The sequence below is a fragment of the Micromonospora sp. NPDC005161 genome (assembly GCF_053599855.1).
In genome coordinates this window covers 42,511-59,848 of the sequence record NZ_JBSFYQ010000014.1, presented here as the reverse complement: position 1 = coordinate 59,848, position 17,338 = coordinate 42,511, and the positions used below count along the sequence as shown (strand labels likewise).

Annotated in this window: 15 protein-coding genes; 12 read left to right on the top strand and 3 right to left on the bottom strand. The window is 72.1% G+C overall.

Going from position 1 to position 17,338, the window contains the following annotated elements; genetic code table 11:
• Positions 1-4: 4 nt before the first annotated feature.
• The 3 genes from ACWD5O_RS15945 to ACWD5O_RS15935 are packed head-to-tail and all read right to left on the bottom strand — an operon-like array spanning position 5 to position 4,619.
• The gene (locus ACWD5O_RS15945) at positions 5-586 is read right to left on the bottom strand and encodes an isochorismatase family protein (protein ID WP_450085743.1); all 582 of its coding nucleotides are present in this window, start codon (positions 584-586) and stop codon (positions 5-7) included.
• Positions 587-637: 51 nt separating this feature from the next.
• Positions 638-1,924, bottom strand: a complete 1,287-nt coding sequence (locus ACWD5O_RS15940) for a nicotinate phosphoribosyltransferase (protein WP_450085742.1) — start codon at positions 1,922-1,924, stop codon at positions 638-640.
• 16 nt (positions 1,925-1,940) lie between these two features.
• Positions 1,941-4,619: a LuxR C-terminal-related transcriptional regulator gene (locus ACWD5O_RS15935; protein ID WP_450085741.1), complete on the bottom strand. Its 2,679-nt coding sequence runs from the start codon at positions 4,617-4,619 to the stop codon at positions 1,941-1,943.
• 197 nt (positions 4,620-4,816) lie between these two features.
• Between ACWD5O_RS15935 and ACWD5O_RS15930 the strand changes: the two genes are divergently transcribed.
• The 12 genes from ACWD5O_RS15930 (at position 4,817) to ACWD5O_RS15875 (ending at position 17,143) form a co-directional block, all read left to right on the top strand.
• Complete coding sequence (locus ACWD5O_RS15930) at positions 4,817-6,367, top strand: hypothetical protein (protein ID WP_450085740.1); 1,551 nt, start codon at positions 4,817-4,819, stop codon at positions 6,365-6,367.
• Positions 6,368-6,515: 148 nt separating this feature from the next.
• Positions 6,516-6,806 (top strand): ATP-dependent Clp protease adapter ClpS, encoded by a 291-nt coding sequence (gene clpS, locus ACWD5O_RS15925; protein ID WP_354967953.1) that lies wholly within the window; start codon positions 6,516-6,518, stop codon positions 6,804-6,806.
• Positions 6,807-6,867: 61 nt separating this feature from the next.
• The gene (locus ACWD5O_RS15920) at positions 6,868-7,362 is read left to right on the top strand and encodes a DUF2017 domain-containing protein (protein ID WP_354967993.1); all 495 of its coding nucleotides are present in this window, start codon (positions 6,868-6,870) and stop codon (positions 7,360-7,362) included.
• A 53-nt stretch (positions 7,363-7,415) separates the two neighbouring features.
• The gene (locus ACWD5O_RS15915) at positions 7,416-7,904 is read left to right on the top strand and encodes a M67 family metallopeptidase (protein WP_354967954.1); all 489 of its coding nucleotides are present in this window, start codon (positions 7,416-7,418) and stop codon (positions 7,902-7,904) included.
• 66 nt (positions 7,905-7,970) lie between these two features.
• Positions 7,971-8,360 carry a MoaD/ThiS family protein gene (locus ACWD5O_RS15910; protein WP_354967955.1) on the top strand — a complete coding sequence of 130 codons (390 nt, stop codon included), beginning with the start codon at positions 7,971-7,973 and terminating at the stop codon, positions 8,358-8,360.
• Between the two features lie 11 nt (positions 8,361-8,371).
• Positions 8,372-9,337: a PLP-dependent cysteine synthase family protein gene (locus tag ACWD5O_RS15905; protein ID WP_089017454.1), complete on the top strand. Its 966-nt coding sequence runs from the start codon at positions 8,372-8,374 to the stop codon at positions 9,335-9,337.
• 224 nt (positions 9,338-9,561) lie between these two features.
• Positions 9,562-10,305, top strand: a complete 744-nt coding sequence (locus ACWD5O_RS15900) for an MBL fold metallo-hydrolase (protein WP_354967956.1) — start codon at positions 9,562-9,564, stop codon at positions 10,303-10,305.
• A 134-nt stretch (positions 10,306-10,439) separates the two neighbouring features.
• Positions 10,440-11,165 carry a ribonuclease PH gene (gene rph / locus ACWD5O_RS15895; RefSeq protein WP_449936480.1) on the top strand — a complete coding sequence of 242 codons (726 nt, stop codon included), beginning with the start codon at positions 10,440-10,442 and terminating at the stop codon, positions 11,163-11,165.
• Positions 11,162-11,782, top strand: a complete 621-nt coding sequence (gene rdgB / locus ACWD5O_RS15890; RefSeq protein WP_449936477.1) for an RdgB/HAM1 family non-canonical purine NTP pyrophosphatase — start codon at positions 11,162-11,164, stop codon at positions 11,780-11,782. The genes rph and rdgB overlap by 4 nt, the downstream gene beginning before the upstream one ends.
• 109 nt (positions 11,783-11,891) lie before the next feature.
• A complete protein-coding gene (locus ACWD5O_RS15885) occupies positions 11,892-13,160 on the top strand; it encodes an alginate lyase family protein (RefSeq protein WP_387326826.1) in 1,269 nt (422 codons plus the stop codon).
• A gap of 304 nt (positions 13,161-13,464) precedes the next feature.
• The gene (locus ACWD5O_RS15880; protein ID WP_450085739.1) at positions 13,465-14,883 is read left to right on the top strand and encodes a glycosyltransferase family 39 protein; all 1,419 of its coding nucleotides are present in this window, start codon (positions 13,465-13,467) and stop codon (positions 14,881-14,883) included.
• Positions 14,884-15,082: 199 nt separating this feature from the next.
• The gene (locus ACWD5O_RS15875) at positions 15,083-17,143 is read left to right on the top strand and encodes an acyltransferase family protein (RefSeq protein WP_450085738.1); all 2,061 of its coding nucleotides are present in this window, start codon (positions 15,083-15,085) and stop codon (positions 17,141-17,143) included.
• Positions 17,144-17,338: the final 195 nt, after the last annotated feature.

The following is a 17,338-nucleotide window of genomic DNA, read 5'->3' as shown; positions in this document are numbered from 1 at the left end:
CGCCTCATGCGGCCCTGATCACAGGCTGACCGTGCAGGGTCACCCCCGCGCCGTCCATCGCCCGCAGCGCCACGTCGGTGGTGTCCGGAGCGACCGCCGCCGTCAGCTCCAGCAGCACGGTGGTGGCGAAGCCCTCCCGGGCGGCGTCCAGCGCGGTCGCCCGGACGCAGTGGTCGGTGGCGATGCCGACCAGGTCGACCCGGTCCACGTCGTGCCGGCGCAGCCAGTCGGCCAGGCACTCGCCGTCGTCGGCGTGCCCATCGAACCCGGAGTACGCCGCCGCGTGCTCACCCTTGTGGAAGATCGCCTCGACCCGCTCGGTGTCCAGGTCGGGGTGGAACTCCGAGCCGCTGGTGCCGACCACGCAGTGCCGGGGCCAGGACTCCACGAAATCCGGCGGATCGCCGAAGTGCGCACCCGGGTCGATGTGGTAGTCCTTGGTGGCGACCACGTGCGCCCACCGGTCCGGCTCGGTGGCGAGCAGCCGGGAGATGCCGGCGGCCACCCCCGCGCCGCCAGCGACGGCCAGCGAGCCGCCCTCGCAGAAGTCGTTCTGCACGTCCACGATGATCAGCGCATTGCGCACCGGGCGCTCCTCTCGTCACGGCCGCGCCCGTGTGGCGGGCCCCGGGTGATCTCAGTCGGCGGGTACGACGGTGACCGGCACGGCCGGGTCGCCGGCGGAGAGCTTCAGCCCCTCCCACGGGATGGAGATCAGGCACTCCCGCAGGTGTTCCCGCGACTCGTCGAGGGTGGGCAACTCCACCGGTTCGCCGTCGACCACGTACGAGCGCTGGAGCATCCGGTCGTTGGGCTGTCGGTCCGGCACGCCCTGCGGGCAGATGACCTCCTCGGTGGCGGTGCCGGTCGGCTTGTGCCGGCGGACCGCGACCTTCCGGCCGCCGATGGTCGCCTTGTGCTCGGAGCGCTTCACCACCGGCCGCCCCTCGACCTCGACGAGCTTGTAGACCAGCCCGGCGGTGGGAGCCCCGGAGCCGGTGACCACGGCCGTGCCAGCGCCGTACATGTCCACCGGCTCGGCGGCCAGCGACGCGATCGCGTGCTCGTCCAGGTCGCCAGAGACGATGATTTTGGTCTCGGTGGCGCCCAGCGAGTCCAGCAGTTCCCGGGACTGCTGGGCGATCACCGCGAGGTCGCCCGAGTCGATTCGCACCGCCCGCAGTGCCGGCCCGGCCACCGCTATCGCGTTGCGGATGCCCTGGCTGATGTCGTACGTGTCGACGAGCAGCGTCGTGTTGTTGCCCAGCGTGGCCACCTGCGAGGCGAATGCGGCCCGCTCGTCGTCATGGAGCAGGGTGAACGCGTGTGCCGCAGTGCCCGCCGTGGGGATGCCGTAGTGCGCACCGGCGGCAAGGTTGGAGGTGAACCGGAAACCGGCCAGGTACGCGGCCCGCGCCGCGGCCACCGCGGCCCCCTCGTGCGCCCGGCGCGCTCCCATCTCGATCAGCGTCCGGCCGCGTGCCGCGGTCACCATCCGGGCCGCCGCCGCCGCCACCGCGCTGTCGTGGTTGAGCACCGAGAGCGCCAGCGTCTCCAGCACCACGCACTCGGCGAAGCCGCCGGAGACGGTGAGGATCGGCGAACCGGGGAAGAAGAGCTCACCCTCGGCGTACCCGTCGACGTCGCCAGTGAAGCGGTAGTCGGCGAGCCAGGCCGCCGCCGCGTCGTCGACCACCCCGGTCCGACGCAGGAAGTCGATCTCCGCCGGGTCGAACCGGAAGTCGCGGATCAGCTCGATCAGCCGGGCCGTGCCGGCGACCACGCCGTACCGGCGCCCGGTCGGTAGCCGGCGGCTGAACACCTCGAAGACGCAACGGCGGTCGGCGGTGCCGTCCTTGAGGGCTGCGCTGACCATGGTCAGCTCGTAGTGGTCGGTCAGCAGCGAGGGGCGGAGGGTGCTCACCGCCCCAGCCTAAGGTTCAGCTCGCGGCGCCGCCCTCGTGGCCCGGGATCGACCGGAGGGCCGCCCACAGCTCGGCCCTGCCGGTCACACCGAGCTTGGTGTAGATCCGCTGGAGGTGGTTCTCCACCGTTCGTGCGGAGAGGTAGAGCCGCTCGGCGATGGCTCGGCTGGTCGCGCCGTGCGCGGCGAGCCGGGCCACCTGCCACTCCCGCTCGGTCAGCACCGGCGCCCCGGCGTGCAGCGCCGGCGTACGGATCAGGTCGCAGCGGCTGAGCAACCCGGCGAGACGCTCCCGGGCGTCGCCGGCCGCCGCCGAGTGCTGCCGGCGCAGCCGGTGCAGGGCCTGGGCGGTGGCCTCGGCGGCGTACACGTGCAGCTCCAGCGCGACGTAGTCGTCGGCGACCGCGAGCAGATCCGTGGCGGCGTCGGTCACCGCGGCCCGGGCGTGCCGGGCCAGCAGCGGCGGGAGCACGCCGTCGACCTGCTCAGAGAGCTCGGCGAGGCGCTGCGCGACGGTGCGCCGGCCGCCGTCGGAGCAGGTCGGCCCGACCGGCGCGCCGGCCTGATCCAGCCGGACCAGATCGTGCAGGACGTGCACCTCGTGCCCGGCGAAGCCGTCCGAGCGCAGCCGGTCCACCAGGTCGTTGAGCTGTTTGATCGCGCCGGGCAGATCGCCCGACGCGGCGAGCACCGCGCCGCGGGCCTGCTCCAGCCACGGGTAGAGCACCGCCATGCCCGGTGCCTGGGTGCGGTCCGCCTCGGCCATCGCCTCGGTGGCCTGCGCCGCGTCGCCGCGCAGCGCCGCCGCCTGCGCCCGTTCGGCCTGGGCCAGACCGGCGTAGACCCGACTGGTGGCCAGCACCGCGCAGGCGCCCAGCGACGTCCGCATCGCCCCGTCGCTCTGCCCGCGCATGCGGGCGGCGTACGCCTGCAGGATGGCCAGGTATCCGGTGCCGAGCCGGAAGTCCCCCGCACCCGCGAGGTCGGCGAACTCGTCGGCCACGATCGCGTCGATTCCGACCAGGTCACCGGTGAGCATGAGCCGGGTGCCGCGGGCCAACTCCAGGGCCAGTTGCAGGTACGGCATGTCGGTACGCCAGCTGGCCGCGGCGGAGTGCACCTGGGCGATCGCCGTACCGCTGCGGCTCAGCTGGCCCTGCGCGGCCTGGACGTATGCGATGGTGCTGCGGGCCAGCTCGCGGGCGGCCACGCTGGCCGCCGGCCGGTCCAGCACCCGCTGGCTGAGCCGTACGGCGGTGGTCGTGTCCAGCCGGTGCAGTCGCATGATCGCCTCGAAGGCGTGCACCCGGGCCCGGTCGGCGGAATCGCTGAGCTGCTCGACACGGGACGCGATCTCCTCCACCGTGGACTCCCGGCTCAGCCCCCAGTAGCTGACCATTCCCCGCACGGTCAGCCATCGGCAGAGTCGCCGCTCGTCGCTGGGATCGGGGCTCACCGCGTCCAGGACCTCGATGGCCTCCTCCGGCCGGTCGGCGAACATCAGGATGGTGGCCAGCAGCTCCGCCGCGTCCGACCCGCCGTCGGCGTCCAGCGCGGCGCGGGCCAGCCGGGTCGCCAGCGGCACATCGTAGCGGGTGAACGCCTGCACCGCGGCGTCCACCAGCAGGGCCGGGTCCTGCGCGGTGCCCGAGTCGAGCCGCCACACCGCCACCCGCAACAGGTCGTCGCGGCGGCGCTTGCCGACCCGCTCGAGCAGCTCCGCGAGGCTCGCCTGGAGCCGTCGGGTGCGACTGACCGGGCAGCGGCGGCGCATCACCTCGCCGTAGAGCGGGTGGGCCAGCCGGACGTTGGTCCGCCGGTCGTGCTGCACCACGCTGATCAGCCCACGTTCCTCGGCGATCTCCACGTCGGCCGGGTTGGCGGCCTGGTTGAGCAGGTGCAGGCCCAGGGGCTCGCCGAAGGCGACCAGCTCGACGACCGCGCGCACGCCATCGGTGAGCTGCCCGACCCGGGTGTCGATCAGGTCGGTCAGATTGGGCGCCAGCTCCAGCCGGCCGGTCCACTTCCAGATGCCGTAGGTGCGCTTGAGCTCCGCGCTGCCGTTGGCGGCGTGCACCAGCTCGCGCAGCAGTAGCGGGTTGCCGGCCGACAGCCGGCCGAGCCGGTCGGCGGAGCCGGCGTCGACCGGACCGTCCAGGATCGCCGCCAGCAGCCCGGCGGTCTCCGCCGGTGGCATCGGGGTCAGCTCGACGTGCTCGACCAGGTCGTCGGTCCAGAGTGCGCGGATCGGCAGCGGGATCTGCTCGCCGTCGCGCAGGGTGCCGACCACGGTGGCGTTCTCCGCGCGGGCGACCAGGTGCACCAGCGCCGCGGAGGGCGGGTCGAGCAGGTGCGCGTCGTCGATGGCGAGCACGATCCGCCGGCCGGCGGCCTGCTGTTGCAGCACGCCCAGCGCCCAGCGCAGGATGCCGGCGGGCGAGAGGCCCTGGGGCTGCTCGGCGGGGAGGACCTGCACCAGCCCGCCGAACGGCAGCGCGGCCGTGGTGGCGCTGGCCGCGATGGACCAGATCGCGTACCGGTCGGTGGGCAGCGTTCTCACGCCCTCGCGCAGCAGCCGGCTCTTGCCGATGCCCGCGCTGCCGCTGAAGAAGAGCCCTCGGCCGGCCTGCCCGGTCACTGTCGCCAGCAGGCGGTTGAGCTCGGCGGTTCGGCCGACGAACTGCCATCGACTCATCCCGGCAGCATATCCATCGAGACCTGTCTGCGCCGGCACCGTCACGCACCGAAGTTGAGTAATCTCGCGATTACCGGTGAGTATTCGAAGTGTTCCGCCCGGTCATCGGGCCGCCCGTAGTCTTCCGGCATCCGGGTACCGTTACCGGTATTTCCACGCGACCGGACGCCCGGTCGCCTGCAATGGGAGGCCACCCGATGAAGCAGGGCCCTCTCCCCTCGGTCGACTCGCCGGGCGACATGGCCGGCCCAGCTGACCTGCCGCGCTGCGGCCCGCTACCCACCCGGATCGGGGTGACCGGCCCCGCTCCGGACGAGCCGCTCGGCGTGGTCGCCGTCGGCCCCGCCGGCGCCGAGCGTCGCGGCGTGTTCGCCACCCTGCTCGGGCTCGACCCGGTCATGCTCACCGTGCCGGCGGGCAGTTGGCTGGTGGTGCGACACGCCAAGGCGCCCACCCGGGCGGCGTACGTGCCGGGCTACCGCCAACCGCACTCCTACGGCGCGGACCGGGACGCCGCCGGCCCGGCGCTGGCCCGCCCGCCCCGGCGGGTCGAGCTGAGCGTGCCCGAGCCGCTGCTGCGGCACTTCACCCTGGTCGACACGCCGGACACCGGCACGCTCGGCGTCGCCGGCGGCCGGGTGCTGCTCGACGCGGTCGGCCGGGCCGGCGCGCTGCTCTTCGTGATTGCGGCCGATCAGGCGTTCACCGCCGCGGAGCTGAACCTGCTCGCCGAGGTGGCCCCGGCCGCGGTGAAGGTCGTCTTCGCGGTCACCCCCGGCGCGGCGGGCTGGGCCCCGCTGCCCGACGGCGCGGCGACGACGGAGGACGCGGGGGCGTCCGTCCCGCCGGCACACGGCGTGCCGGGGAAGGTGGACTCGGTCGCGGTGACCGTGGCGGCGCACCGCGCGGCGCTGCTGGCCGCAGTGCCCTCGCTGGCCAGCGCGCGGTGGTTCCCGGTCGACGACGCCGAGTCCGCCGCCGACCTGCGCCGGGCGCTGGTGGGTTGGGCGGCGCACGAGGGGTTGCAGCGGGCCAGTGCGGATCCGCCGGTGCTGCCCGGCCAGCACGACCGGGTGTCGGTGGTGTCCGACCCGGGGGACTGGTCCGAGCAGCTCGACCGGCAGACCCGCTCCTGCGCACAGCGGATCCGCCAGCACCTCGCGCTGGAGTTGGCGAACGCCCACCTGCGGGTGGTTCAGGAGATCGTCTTCGGGGTCGGCTGCGCCGGCCTGCCGGAGTTGCTGGACCGGGAGATGGCGGCGTTGTCGCTGTTGGCCACCGCGCAGTGCGACCACGCGGTGCGGGGCATCGTGGCGGACGCCGCGGCCCGGGTGCTCGGCGCGCCACCGGCCGAGGGTGTGCGCCGCCGGATCGCCACCGCCGTGCAGTACGGCCTGACCGATCACCGGCCCGGCCGCGACCTGGACAAGGTGCTGCTGATCACCAGCACGGCCGGCGTGGCCTCGCTGACCGGTCCGGAGGCGATCGACGCGCTCGACGGCTATCCGCGGGCGTCCCGCGACGAGGTGCTCCCGCCGGTCGCGGTGGCGCTGTCCGGTGGATGCTGGCAGCAGTGGCGTACACCCGGCAATGACGACCACAACGCCGCCCGGGCGTGGTCCCAGCGGGCGTTGCGGGAGGTCGAGCTGGGGCTGTCCCGGGAGATCTCCCGACGGTTCGAGGTGATCCGCCTCTCGCTGGGCGCGGTGCTCTCCGATGCAGTCGATCACGGCATCCTGCTCGCCTGACGGCGGGGCTGCGCCCTGCTCCGGCCTCGTGCGAGACCTCGCGTCCAACAGCGTTCAGGGCGAGGCCGGGGACGCCGGGTTGGGTGATCCTCGCCGGGCCGGCGTTCCGGTTCCTCGGTTCCGGGAAACCGGTGGCACGATGGGGGGCATGGCGGCTCCGCAGGTTGCACCGGTCGAGACGCCGGCCACTCACGAGGTGCCGGCGTCCGAGCGGCAGTGGGTGACGATCGTGTGGGACGACCCGGTCAACCTGATGACGTACGTGACCTGGGTCTTCCAGAAGCTTTTCGGCTACAGCCGGGAGAGGGCCGAGCAGCTGATGCTGGACGTGCACCACAAGGGCCGCGCCGTGGTCTCCACCGGCGCCCGGGAGCGGATGGAGCACGACGCGTCGCAGTTGCACGCGTACGGGTTGTGGGCGACGGTGGACCGCTCGTGAGCGCGAGGAGTGAGCCGGTTCTGCGAGCCCCGCAGTCGCGAACAGGGGGGGCATCGTGAGCATGTTCCGCCGCCAGGCCGGCCGTTACGTCGCCACCTTCGCCGTCGACGAGGTGCGGGTGCTGCGCAAGGTCGCCTCCGAGGTGGTCGGTCTGCTCACCGACGGCTTCGACCACACTGACCCGGTCGTCGGCCGGCTCTTCCCGGCGGCCTACCCCGAGGACGCGGCCGGCTCCGCCGAGTTCCGCCGCTACACCGAGGGCGACCTGAAGACCGCGAAGATCGATCAGGCGGGGGCCATCCTGGCCGCGCTGCCCGATGAGGCGGGCGGTGAGGTGCGGCTGGACGCCGAGGCGGCCGAGGCGTGGCTGCGCGCGTTGAACGACGCCCGGCTGGCGATGGGCGTCCGGCTGGAGATCAAGGACGGGACGGACCTGGGTGAGGAGCTGGACGACGCGGTCGCCGAGGACCCGGCCTCCAGCCGGGTGTTCCAGCTGTCGGTCTACGCGTACCTCGGATATCTACAGGAGTCGCTGCTCAACGCCTTGATCGATTAGGCGTGACCGGCACCACTTCAGGCCGGTACCCGGCAGGCGTTAGGCTGGTGCACGTGCTGAGCATCGACCGGTCGATCATCGACGCGATCGTCGCCCACGCGCGCCGGGACCACCCAGACGAGGCGTGCGGCGTGGTCGCCGGTCCCCTCGGCAGCGACACACCGACCCGGCACATCCCGATGGACAACGCCGCGCGGTCGATGACGTTCTACGAGTTCGACTCGATGGAGCAGCTGCGGGTGTGGCGGGAGATGGACGACCGGGACGAGGAGCCCGTTGTCATCTACCACTCGCACACCGCCACCGAGGCGTACCCCTCGCGCACCGACGTCTCCTTCGCGGGCGAGCCGGGCGCGCACTACCTGCTCGTCTCGACTCGCGAGCCCGACTCCGAGGAGATCCGGTCGTTCCGGATCGTCGACGGCGTGGTGACCGAGGAGCCGGTTCGGATCGTGGCGGCTGGGGTCGACCCGCACGCCGTCCAGTCCTACATGTTCGGGCAGAGCCCGGCGACGGTCGACTACGAGTGTTCCGGCCGCTGACCCGTCAGCGTCCGCACCCGTTCCGTCCCGTCACCCCTGGCACACCCGAATGAGGAGCACGACATCATGGCCATCGAGGTTCGCATCCCCACCATCCTGCGCAGCTACACCGGCGGCGCCAAGGTCGTCGAAGGTTCCGGCGACACCCTGAGCGACCTGCTCGCCGACCTGGATTCCCGGCACGCCGGGCTGCGGGGCCGGCTGGTCACCGAGGCTGGCACGCTGCACCGTTTCGTCAACGTCTACGTCAACGACGAGGACGTCCGTTTCCTCGGCGCGCTGGACGCCAAGCTCTCCGACGGCGACAGCATCACCATCCTGCCGGCCGTGGCCGGCGGCGCGTTCGGCTTCGCGGCGGCAGCGGCGATCAGCCAGCACAGTGCCGCCGTGGCCAGCCAGCAGAGCGCGACGGCGGCAGCCCGCGACAGCCGTCGCGGTGCCGTCGCCGCCCGCTGAGGGCGGCCGCCATGGCGCGGTACGACAGCCTGCTCGACGCCTGCGGGGGCACGCCGCTGGTCGGCCTGCCCCGGCTCTCCCCGACGGTGCCCGAGGGCGCCCCGCCGGTGCGGCTCTGGGCCAAGCTGGAGGACCGGAACCCGACCGGCAGCATCAAGGACCGGGCGGCGCTGTTCATGGTCCGCGCCGCGGAGGAGGCCGGCCGGCTCCGGACGGGTGACACCATCCTGGAACCGACTAGCGGCAACACCGGCATCTCGCTGGCCATGGTGGCCAAGCTGCGCGGCTACCGGCTGGTCTGCGTGATGCCCGAGAACGTCTCCACCGAGCGGGTCCAACTGCTCCGGATGTACGGCGCTGAGATCATCTTCTCGCCGGCGGCGGGTGGCTCCAATCAGGCCGTCGCCACCGCCAAGCAGATCGCCGCCGAGCATCCCGACTGGGTGATGCTCTACCAGTACGGCAATGAGGCCAACGCCCGGGCGCACTACGAGACGACCGGCCCGGAGCTGCTGCACGACCTGCCCACCATCACGCACTTCGTGGCCGGCCTGGGCACCACCGGCACGCTGATGGGCACCGGGCGCTACCTGCGGGAGAAGGTCGACGGCATCCAGGTCGTGGCCGCCGAGCCGCGCTACGGCGAGGTGGTCTACGGCCTGCGCAACATCGACGAGGGGTACGTGCCGGAGCTGTACGACGCCTCGGTGCTCTCCCGGCGCTTCTCGGTCGGCACGCGGGACGCGGTGCTGCGTACCCGGCAGCTCGTCGACGTGGAGGGCATCTTCGCCGGCTTCTCCACCGGCGCGATCCTGCACGCCGCCCTCGCGGTGGCGCATGAGGCGGTCCGCGACGGCCGCCGCGCCGACGTGGCCTTCGTGGTCTGCGACGGCGGCTGGAAGTACCTGTCGACCGGAGCGTACGGCGGCACGCTGGCCGACGCCGAGGACGCCCTGGAGGGGCAGCTCTGGGCGTGACCGATCTGGTCTCCGCGTACGGGCCGTCGATGCGCACGTCGACGGCCCGTACGCTGCCCGCCGCGCCGTGAGCAGGTGTCACGTTCGTGACAAGTTCCATTGGATGATTCTTGCGGCCGCGTACCCCAGCGTAGGCTGCGCAGCGTGGCGTACGCGTCGGTAGAGATCATGGCCGGGACGACGGCCGGCTCAGGTGCTACTGACAGTGACAGCGAGAAAACTTGATGCGACTGACCGTCCTGGGTTGCGCCGGTAGCTTCCCCGGCCCCGAGTCGCCGTGTTCGGCCTACCTCGTCGAGGCCGACGGCTTCCGGCTACTGGTCGACTTCGGCCCTGGTTCGCTGTCCAGCCTCCAGCGGTACGCGGGGCTGCACGCCCCGGACGCGATCCTCCTGACCCACCTGCACTGCGACCACATCCTCGACGCCGTGTCGTACGTGGTGGTCCGCCGGTACGCCCCGGACGGTCCCTACCCGGCGCTGCCGGTGTACGCGCCCTCCGGCGCACCGGACCGGCTCAGCGCCGCCTACGGCGACGACGGCTCCGTGGAGGACGTCTACCAGTTCTACGCCCTCCAACCGGGCACCTTCCCGATCGGCCCGTTCACGGTCACCGTCGACCGGGTCAACCACCCCGTCGAGACGTACGGCGTGCGGCTGGAGCACGGCGGTCGGTCGCTCTGCTACTCCTCGGACACCGCGCCCTGCGACGCGCTGCTGCGGCTGGCCCAGAACGCCGACGTCCTCCTCTGCGAGGCCAGCTACCTCGACGGCGTGGACAACCCACCGGACCTGCACCTCACCGGCCGGGAAGCCGGTGAGGCGGCGACCAAGGCCGTGGTCGGCCGGTTGCTGCTCACCCACCTGGTGGCCGCCTGGGGCAGCGAGGCGCACACGCTGGAGTCGGCCGCCGCCGCGTACACCGGGCCGCTCGAGGTGGTCCGGGCCGGCGCCAGCTACGACGTCTGACCCACCTCGCCCCGGCCGCACGTGGTGGTCGATGGGACCAGCGCGCTGCCCGAGGTGCAGGGGCGCCGCCGTCGGTGGTGTCCGGTCGGGGCACCCCGGGGCAGGTGCGGCGCCGCACCGCATAGGGTGCAGGCATGGCGCGACCTGACGGGCGAGGGCCCGATGAACTTCGACCGGTGACCCTGACCCGAGGCTGGAGCACACATCCGGAGGGCTCGGTGCTCGTCGAGTTCGGCGGCACCCGGGTGCTCTGCACGGCGAGCGTCACCGAGGGCGTGCCCCGCTGGCGCAAGGGCTCCGGGCTCGGCTGGGTGACCGCCGAGTACGCGATGCTGCCCCGGGCCACCAACACCCGCTCCGACCGGGAGAGCGTCAAGGGTCGGGTCGGTGGCCGGACCCACGAGATCTCCCGGCTGATCGGCCGCAGCCTGCGCGCCTGCATCGACCTGAAGGCGCTCGGCGAGAACTCTGTGGTGCTCGACTGCGACGTGCTCCAGGCCGACGGCGGCACCCGGACCGCCGCGATCACCGGGGCGTACGTGGCGCTGCACGACGCGGTGGACTGGCTGGCCGCCCGCAAGGCGTTGGCCGGGAAGCCGGAGAACGTGATGCACCGTTCGGTGGCCGCGGTCAGCGTGGGGATCATCGCCGGCGAGGCGCGGCTCGACCTCTGCTACGAGGAGGACGTGGCCGCCGAGGTGGACATGAACGTGGTCTGCACGGGCGCGGGCGATTTCGTCGAGGTGCAGGGCACCGGTGAGGCGGGCGTGTTCGCCCGGGAGCAGCTCGACACCCTGCTCGACCTGGCCGTCGCCGGTTGCGCCGACCTGGCCGAGGCCCAGCGGAAGGCTCTCTCATGAACAAGGTCCTGCTCGCCACCCGCAATCGCAAGAAGCTGGTCGAACTCCAGCGGATCCTGGACGGCGCGCTCGGCGCGCACCGGATCGCCCTCCTCGGGCTGGACGACGTCGAGCAGTACCCGGAACTGCCGGAGACCGGTCTGACCTTCGGCGAGAACGCGCTGATCAAGGCGCGGGAGGGCTGCCGGCGTACCGGGTTGCCGACCATCGCCGACGACTCCGGGATCGCGGTGGACGCGCTCAACGGGATGCCGGGGGTGTTCAGCGCCCGCTGGTCCGGGCAGCACGGTGACGACCACGCCAACCTTCAGCTGGTGCTGGATCAGATCGCTGACGTGCCCGACGAGCAGCGGGCCGCCTCGTTCGTCTGCACGGTGGCGCTGGTGCTGCCCGGTGGCAAGGAGCACCTCGTCGACGGCCGGCAGTCCGGGCAGGTGCTGCGCGCTCCGCGCGGTGATGGTGGATTCGGCTACGACCCGATCTTCCTGGGCGATGGACAGGAACGGACCAACGCCGAGCTGACCCCGACCGAGAAGGACGCGGTCAGCCATCGCGGCAAGGCGCTGCGCGAGCTGGCCAAGCTGATCGCCAAGGTGCTGCCGCCCACCGCGGCCTGAGACCGGGACAGTCCGGTCGGCAGCCCGGGGTGGCCAGGTGATCGGACGATGGCATGTACTGAATCCGGAAGTCCGGGCATCCGGATCGGCAGGTGGTCGGGGAGACGGGATGGCGTGGGCCGGTAGGCGCGGCGTGCTGGCGGCACTGATGGGTCTTGCCCTGCTGGCCGCCAGCGGTGGTCTCCTGGCCTTCTCGACCAAGACGCCGGAGGGTGAGGCGGCCGGCGCGTGGGTCGTGGAGCCCATCCCGCCGGCGCCACCGCTGACCGAGTCGCGCGACGCCCGCAGCGGTTTCGTCCACCCTGGCGTGCTGGTGCGCAGCGAGCAGTTGAACTTCGTGAGCCGCAAGGTCAGGGCTGGTGAGGAGCCCTGGCGTTCGGCATGGCTCGCCATGCAGCGCAGCCAGTACGCCGAGCTGTCCTGGCGCCCCCGACCGGTGTCCACCGTGGACTGCGGCTTCTACTCCCAGCCGGACAGCGGATGCACCGCCGAGGCCGAGGACGCGGTGGCCGCGTACACCCAGGCGTTGATGTGGTCCTTCACGCGTGACCGCAGGTACGCGGAGAAGGCCATCGACATCCTGGACGCGTGGTCGGGCGTTCTCAAGGAGCACACCAACGCCAACGCGCCGCTGCAGGCGGGGTGGGCCGGGGCGACGTTCGCGCGAGCCGCGGAACTGATCAAGCACACCTACACCGGCTGGCCCCCCGATTGGTTGGCCCGTACGGAGCGGATGCTCCGCACTGTCTACCTACCGACGGTCCTCGCCGGGACGAACGGCTCCAGGGCGGGGAACTGGGAACTGATCATGCTCGACGCGGCGGTGGGCATCTCGGTCTTCCTCGACGATCGCGCCTCGTTCCTCAAGGCCGTCGAGAAGTGGCGGCTGCGGCTGCGGGCGTACGTCTATCTCAGTGGCGACGGCCCCCTGCCCTACGCGCCACCCGGCGACGTCTTCACGAAGACGCAGCTCATCGACTATTGGGGTGGGCAGAACCCGCTCGTCGACGGGCTCGCCCAGGAGACCTGCCGCGACTTTCTGCACACCGGGTGGGGCCTCGCAGCGGCGGCGCATGTCGCCGAGACGGCGTGGATCCAGGGGCGGGACCTGTACGCCGAGGCGCGCGAGCGGCTCACTCGTGCGCTGGAGTTCCACACCGGCTTCGAGCTGGGCAGGCCGGCGCCGCCGTGGCTGTGCGGGGGTCGGCTCGTCACCGGGTTGGCGCCGTCACCCGAGATCGCCTTCAACCACTACGCCACCAGGATGGGGCTCGACCTGCCGAACACCAGGCGCGTGGTGGAGGCCGACCGGCCCGCGGGGCCGGCCGCCTACTTCTTCGCCTGGGAGACGCTGACCCACGCCGGCAACCCCAACTGACCGCACGTCGGCTCCCGCCACCGCGGCCAGCTCTGACCGCTGGACCCCTGTCGACGCGCCCTGGCCTGCGCGCAACGGCCGGCAGCACCCCGTGGCCGGTCGCAACCAGGGGCGTCTAGGCTACGCAGCTGCGAGCCACATCCCGGGCGGCGGCCGCCGTGCCGGCCCAGCCCGATCCAAAGGACCAGGACGAATGGTCGAGTTGGCCCCCTCCACCAGTTCGCCGGAGGTGACCGCAGCGGGTGAGGCGCGCGCGGAAGCACGCCCTTCAGCTCCCCTGACGGATCGACTCGCACGCTGGTCGGTGCCGGTCGTACCGGCCCTCGCCGCGTTCCTCATCGCGCTCTACGGCCTTGAGCGCCGGCAGCTCTGGCGCGACGAGATCGCCACGTGGGCGGCGTCGACGAAGTCAATGGGGGCGCTGCGGGGCCTGGCGGAGGTGACCGACGCGGTCATCGCGCCCTACTACATCCTGATGCACGGCTGGATCGCGGTGTTCGGCGAATCGGAGGCGTCCCTGCGGATGCCGTCCATCATCGCGGTGGCGCTCGCCGCCGCGATGACCGCGGTCATCGGCCGCAAGCTGTTCGACCCGACGACCGGTCTGTTCGCCGGTCTGCTCGTCGCCGTGCTGCCGACCGTCTCCCGGTACGCGCAGGAAGCGCGCCCCTACGCTCTCGCCGCCGCCGCGGTGGCGCTGGCGACCCTGCTGATGCTGCGTGCGGCGGAGCGGCCGACGTGGCTGCGGTGGCTCGCGTACGCCGTGGTGGTGGCCGTGGCCGGGTTGCTGCACATGGTCGCGCTGCTGCTGTTGCCGGCGCACATGGTGTACGTCCTGAGCCTTCGTCAGAAGAGGGTGATCCTGCGCTGGTTCCTGGCGGCGGTCGCGGCTGTCATCCCCGTGCTTCCCCTCGCCTGGATCGGGTCCGAGCAGGCCAAGCAGGTGTCGTGGATTCCGGAGGCCACCTGGGACAGCACCAACAACGAGATCGTGCGGGTGACGGGCAGTGTCACGGTCAGCGCGCTGATCATCGGGCTGGCCCTCCTCGGCGCCGTGACGCTGGGGCGTCGTGGCGCTCTGCTCGGCACGTGGGCGGTCGCGCCGTTCTATGTACTGCTGCTCATCTCACCGGTGGCGGCGCTGCTCATCCATCGGTACGTGCTGTTCACCCTGCCGGCGTGGTGCCTGCTGGCCGTCGCGACCGTGACCCGGCACGCCCAACCGGCGCCCGGTACGGCGACGTCGTCCTGGCGGCGGGCCGTCCTGCCCGCGCTGCTGGTCGTGCTCTGCGCGGCCTTCGCGCTGCCGATGCACGCGACGAACCGCGAAAACGTCGTGCCGGGCGAGCCCGACCTGCGGGGCGCGGTGGCGGTCCTCGCGGCGGAGGCCAACGCTGGCGACGCGGTCGGGATCCATGCCGGATACCCCAGTCGACTGCAGGACGGTGTGAACTACTACCTTCGCCGGGCCGACGGGCCGGAGCTGAACACGGTCTTCACCGCTTGGCCCGGCGGCGTCGCGACGTACGGGCGGACCTGCCGGAACGGCGACTGTCTCCGCATGGCCGAGCGGCTGTGGCTGGTCAGCGGGTCGACCGAGGCCGACCAGCGCACCGGCATGAATCCGTCGCTGAGCCAGCAGCTCGCCGGGTTCGAGCAGGTCCGGGTGGTCCGGCTCACCGGGGTCACCGTGTCACTGTGGCAAGCCACGGGACGGGCCTGAGCAGGAAGTTCCGACGCACCGTGACCGATGTCCACTGTGTCCGGCGACCGCTCGTACGGAGCTGACGCGCACCGCCTGCGCACCGACGGTCCCCGGATGGAGTACGGGCGTTCCGGCCGTATACCCTCGCCGTCGCCGCTAGTGCATGGCGGTGTGGCGGGTACACGCCACCCCACCCCTACCGCAGTGGTGAGGCACAGTGAGCGACTCGAAGCCGACGTCTCGTGGGCTGCTGCGGCCGGAGATCCAAGCACTGCGGGCCCTTGCCGTGCTCCTGGTGCTGCTGTTTCATTTCTGGCCGCACCGGATCCCGGGCGGATACGTCGGCGTCGACGTCTTCTTCGCGATCAGCGGCTTCCTCATCACGGCGCACCTCGTGCGCGAGGTGCGGCAATCCGGCTCGGTTCGCCTCCGGGCCTTCTGGGCCCGCCGGATCCGGCGCCTGTTGCCGGCTTCCCTGCTCGTCCTCGTCGCCACCGCGGCGGCCGTCTTCATCTGGGTGCCACAGCTCTACTGGCCGCAGATACTCCGCGAGATCGCGGCGGCGACCATCTACGTCGAGAACTGGCAACTGGCGCACGACGCCGTGGACTACCTCGCCGCGGAAAATGTCCGGTCGCCGGTGCAGCACTACTGGTCACTCTCGGTGGAGGAACAGTTCTACCTGGTCTGGCCCCTGTTGATCGTGCTCGCGGTGGTGATCGCCGGCCGGCTCCGGCGGACGGACCCGATGGGCGCGATCCGGGTCACGCTCGCCCTGATCGTCGCAACCTCCTTCGCCTACTCCGTCTACGAGACGTCCGCGAACAGTGCCGCCGCCTACTTCGTCACGCCCACCCGGGCGTGGGAGTTCGGGGCCGGCGCGATGCTCGCGGCCCTGCCGGGGCTCGGCCGGTCGGCCGGGGAGCGTACCCGGGCGGCGGTCTCCTGGCTGGGCCTGCTCCTGATCGGCGTCGCCGCTTTCGTACTCCATTCCGGGACCCCCTTCCCGGGCTACGCCGCGGCGCTGCCGGTCGTCGGCACGCTCGCCGCCATCTGGGCCGGTGCTCCCGGTCCACGCTGGTCTCCTCTCGGGCCGATGGCCTGGGCGCCGGTGCAGAAGTTCGGCGACTGGTCGTACTCCGTCTACCTATGGCACTGGCCGCCCATCGTGATCTTCCAGCTGGCGACCGGTGACCGGATGACCTGGCCGGTGAAGCTCGTCGTCATCGCGGGTGTGGTGGTGTTGGCCGCGCTGACCAAGCGCCTCGTCGAGGACCCGGTGCGGTTCGGCGTGTTCACCCGCGGGCGCCGGTTGTGGCCGCAGTACGCGGCCGCGGCGATGTCGATGGCACTGGTCCTGTCCGTCGTCGTCGCCGGAAACCGCCTGCTCGAACAGGGCAGCCAGGCGAACACCTCGCGTCTCGAGCAGTTGTTGGCGGCGGGCACGCCGTGCCTCGGGGCGGGTGCCAGGATCGAGCCGCAACGCTGCGAGGACGGCGCACTCGGCCGGGAGCTGTTCCCCGAGATGTCGATGCTCACCAAGGACACGGGCTCCGCGTACCGGTGCTACGACCAGGAGCCGGGCGCCACGCTCACGTCGTGTCGCATCGGATCGCGACGGCCCGACGCGACCCGGGTCGCACTCGTCGGGGACTCGCACGCGGCGATGCTCATTCCGGCGATCGAGGGTCAGCTCGACGCTCGGAACTGGGCGGTCGACACCTACGTCGCCCGCGGGTGCATCTGGGCGAAGGTGGACGCCGCAGACCAGTCCGACCCGTGCTACGCGCGACGGCAGGCGATGGCTCAGCGACTTGGTGAGGGCCCGAAGTACGACCTCGTCATCGTCAGCGGGAGGCGGAACGCGAGTGCCGACCCCCGGGCGGCGGGCGGCCAGATCCGCAAATACGTCGAGGCGTGGCGTCCGGTGCTGGAGCGGGGAACCAGGATCGTCGTGGTGGTGGACAATCCGGGGCTCGGCTCGGCCAACCTGAGCTGTCTCGTCGACGACGCGGCGAACGGAGGGGATCCGAGGCGATGCGCCGTCGACCGGCAGGCGGCGCTCGGCACCCGGGACGCCCTCGAGGAGGCCGCGAAGCGGACCGACGGAAAGGTGCGGACGGTCGATCTCACCGACCTGTTCTGCACCGCGACCCAGTGTCCGCTGGTGATCGGCAACGTCATCGTCTACCGCGACGCGCACCACATGACGGCGACCTACGCGCGCACCCTGGGGTCCCACCTCGTCGAGCGCGTCGCGGCACGCCTCGCAATGTAACGCCGAGCCCGCGACCCACAGGCATGGAAGTTCACCGCGAGATGCAGCCGAACAGTCCATTGCGGTCACCTCGACTTCTCGCTCCGGCGGCGTGGTCGCAGAAAGTGGGCGAAAGAGGGGAAATCGCACTCGGTGCCGTGGCGGTCGCCGGTCGGTTCGCCGTCGACCCGGGCAACCTCTATCGGTTATGACGCT

What these genes read in the sequence shown, in the direction of transcription:
- ACWD5O_RS15935 (WP_450085741.1), bottom strand. Translation starts at nt 4,619, where the DNA reads ATGAGTCGATGGCAGTTCGTCGGCCGAACCGCCGAGCTCAACCGCCTG.
- ACWD5O_RS15930 (WP_450085740.1), top strand. Translation starts at nt 4,817, where the DNA reads ATGAAGCAGGGCCCTCTCCCCTCGGTCGACTCGCCGGGCGACATGGCC.
- clpS (WP_354967953.1), top strand. Translation starts at nt 6,516, where the DNA reads ATGGCGGCTCCGCAGGTTGCACCGGTCGAGACGCCGGCCACTCACGAG.
- ACWD5O_RS15920 (WP_354967993.1), top strand. Translation starts at nt 6,868, where the DNA reads ATGTTCCGCCGCCAGGCCGGCCGTTACGTCGCCACCTTCGCCGTCGAC.
- ACWD5O_RS15910 (WP_354967955.1), top strand. Translation starts at nt 7,971, where the DNA reads ATGGCCATCGAGGTTCGCATCCCCACCATCCTGCGCAGCTACACCGGC.
- ACWD5O_RS15905 (WP_089017454.1), top strand. Translation starts at nt 8,372, where the DNA reads ATGGCGCGGTACGACAGCCTGCTCGACGCCTGCGGGGGCACGCCGCTG.
- ACWD5O_RS15900 (WP_354967956.1), top strand. Translation starts at nt 9,562, where the DNA reads ATGCGACTGACCGTCCTGGGTTGCGCCGGTAGCTTCCCCGGCCCCGAG.
- rph (WP_449936480.1), top strand. Translation starts at nt 10,440, where the DNA reads ATGGCGCGACCTGACGGGCGAGGGCCCGATGAACTTCGACCGGTGACC.
- rdgB (WP_449936477.1), top strand. Translation starts at nt 11,162, where the DNA reads ATGAACAAGGTCCTGCTCGCCACCCGCAATCGCAAGAAGCTGGTCGAA.
- ACWD5O_RS15885 (WP_387326826.1), top strand. Translation starts at nt 11,892, where the DNA reads ATGGCGTGGGCCGGTAGGCGCGGCGTGCTGGCGGCACTGATGGGTCTT.